Annotated in this window: 2 pseudogenes; both read left to right on the plus strand. The window is 74.4% G+C overall.

Features of this window, described 5'->3' with window-relative positions:
* Window positions 1-538: pseudogene (locus tag JNW91_RS31155) on the plus strand (adenosylcobinamide-GDP ribazoletransferase); the annotation flags it as partial.
* Between the two features lie 66 nt (window positions 539-604).
* Window positions 605-1,899 (plus strand): annotated as a pseudogene (locus JNW91_RS31160) (DUF2314 domain-containing protein).
* The last annotated feature ends 107 nt before the right edge of the window (window positions 1,900-2,006 follow it).

Here is a 2,006-nt window from a genome sequence, read left to right on the forward strand (position 1 = left end):
ACCCGTGGGCTGCACCTGGACGGGCTGGCCGACACCGTGGACGCCCTCGGCTCGTACCGCCGGGGCGCGGCCGCGCTGGAGATCATGAAGAAGCCGGACGTCGGCCCGTTCGGTGTGGTCGCCCTGGTGGTCGTCCTGCTGGTGCAGGCGGCGGCGCTCACCGAGTTGGCCGGTCGACCCTGGCCGGCGTGTCTCGCGGCGGTGGTCGCGGCGACCGCCGCGGCCGGCTGGGCGTGACCGTGGCCTGCCGGAGGGCGTACCGGCGGCCCGGCCCGAGGGCCTTGGCGCGCTGGTGGCCGGCACGGTCGGCCCGCTGGCACTGGCCGCCGGCGCGGTCGCCGTGACGCTGCTGGCGCTACCCGCGGTGCCGGGCCGCCCGTGGCAGGGGCCACTGGCCGTCGTCGTCGCGCTGGCCGTCGCGGTCGCGCTGCTGGGTCACGTGGTACGCCGGCTCGGCGGAATCACCGGCGACGTGCTCGGTGCGACCGTCGAGGTGGTCACCACGCTGGTCTACCTGGGTCTGGTGCTGTCCGCCTGAAGCGGGCGCGGCCGGCCGGGTAGCGTTCGGCTCGACAGCACCGGCGCGGCCACCGGGGGACCGAGAATGCTCATCACCGACGACTTCCTGCCCGTACCGGTCCCGGAGTCGCTCAGCGCGACCTATCTGGTGCCGATGGCGGGGCTGCCGAAGGTCAGCGCGAAGACGGCGGTGGCGGCTCTCACCGGCCGGCTCGCCGAACCGGTGCACGGGCTCGCCCGGCAGATGCTGGACAGCCCGCTCATGAGCGTGGACACCCGGCCGATCGCGGAGTTCCCCGAACTGCCACCGGATCTGCTCACCGCGTTCGGCGCCACCGAGGCGCAGTTGGCGCGACTGGCGGCGGCGACGCACCTGGTGGTGGTGCAGGCCGAGTACCGCCCGGGTTGGCCGCCGGCGCACGAGTGGGCGGCCCGGGCGGTGGCGGCGGCGGTCGCCGAGTCCGTCGACAGCGACGTGGTGGACGTGTTCGGCCTCCAGTTCCTCGACCCGGCGACCGCGTTGCGCTCGCTCCCCGACGAGCAGGGCCGGATCCGGCTGGTCGACTGGGTGCTGGTGCCGTACTCCTCGGACACCGAGGGCCTGTGGTTCACGACCAAGGGGCTGCGCCGCTTCGGCCTGCTGGAGTTGCAGACCCAGGGGGTGCCCGACCACCTGACCCGGGCCTGGGGCGCGGTGATGACCGGGGCGGCACGCCGGCTGCTCCGGGACTGGACCGACGGGCTCACCGGCGAGGAGGTGCCGGCGTTCGTGCAACTGCCGGTGCTGGCCACGGTGACCGGGCACGACATCGCGGTGGCGTACGGCAATCCGGAGCAGCACGGCGCGACCGCGCCGGTGCTGCTGCGCCTGGAGCTGGACCCGGCGACCGATCCGGAGGCCGACTCGTTCCTCAGCCTGCGCCCGCCCGCCGGGCATCCCGGTCCGGACGGGCGTTACTACGCCGCCGCCTGCGCGACGCTGTTCTCCGGGATCCAGCCGGACGTGCGCTACGCCCGCTCCGGTGACGCGATGAGCCGGGCGGTCGCCACCGCCCGCGCGCGCTGGGTGACGCGCGGGCCCGGTTCGTGGCCGGCAAGCTGCCCGCCGAGTCGCAGCTGGTGGTGAAGTACGGCCTACCCGGCGACGACGGCCCGGAGTACGTCTGGGCGGGCGTCACCTCGTGGGAGGCCCCGGAGCGGATCGTCGGCGTGAGCGCCAGCGACGCCGCCACCGACCAGAGCGTACGGATCGGCGCCCCGGTCGTGGTGGAGGCGACCGACGTGGTCGACTGGGCCGTCCTGGACGCCACCGGCGTCATCGAGGGCGGCTGGACCCAGGCCGTCCTGGACTCCGGCGAACCCCCAACCCCAGCCCCCTGACGGGTCCACCCATCCGCGTTGATCATGAAGTTATTGCCATCGCCGTCGGCGTGTCATGGCAATAACTTCATGATCAACCAGGAGTGACTGGGGCGGGGGCGGGGGCG

Origin of the sequence: Micromonospora parastrephiae (genome assembly GCF_016802865.1) — a bacterium.
GTDB classification, from domain to species: domain Bacteria; phylum Actinomycetota; class Actinomycetes; order Mycobacteriales; family Micromonosporaceae; genus Micromonospora; species Micromonospora parastrephiae.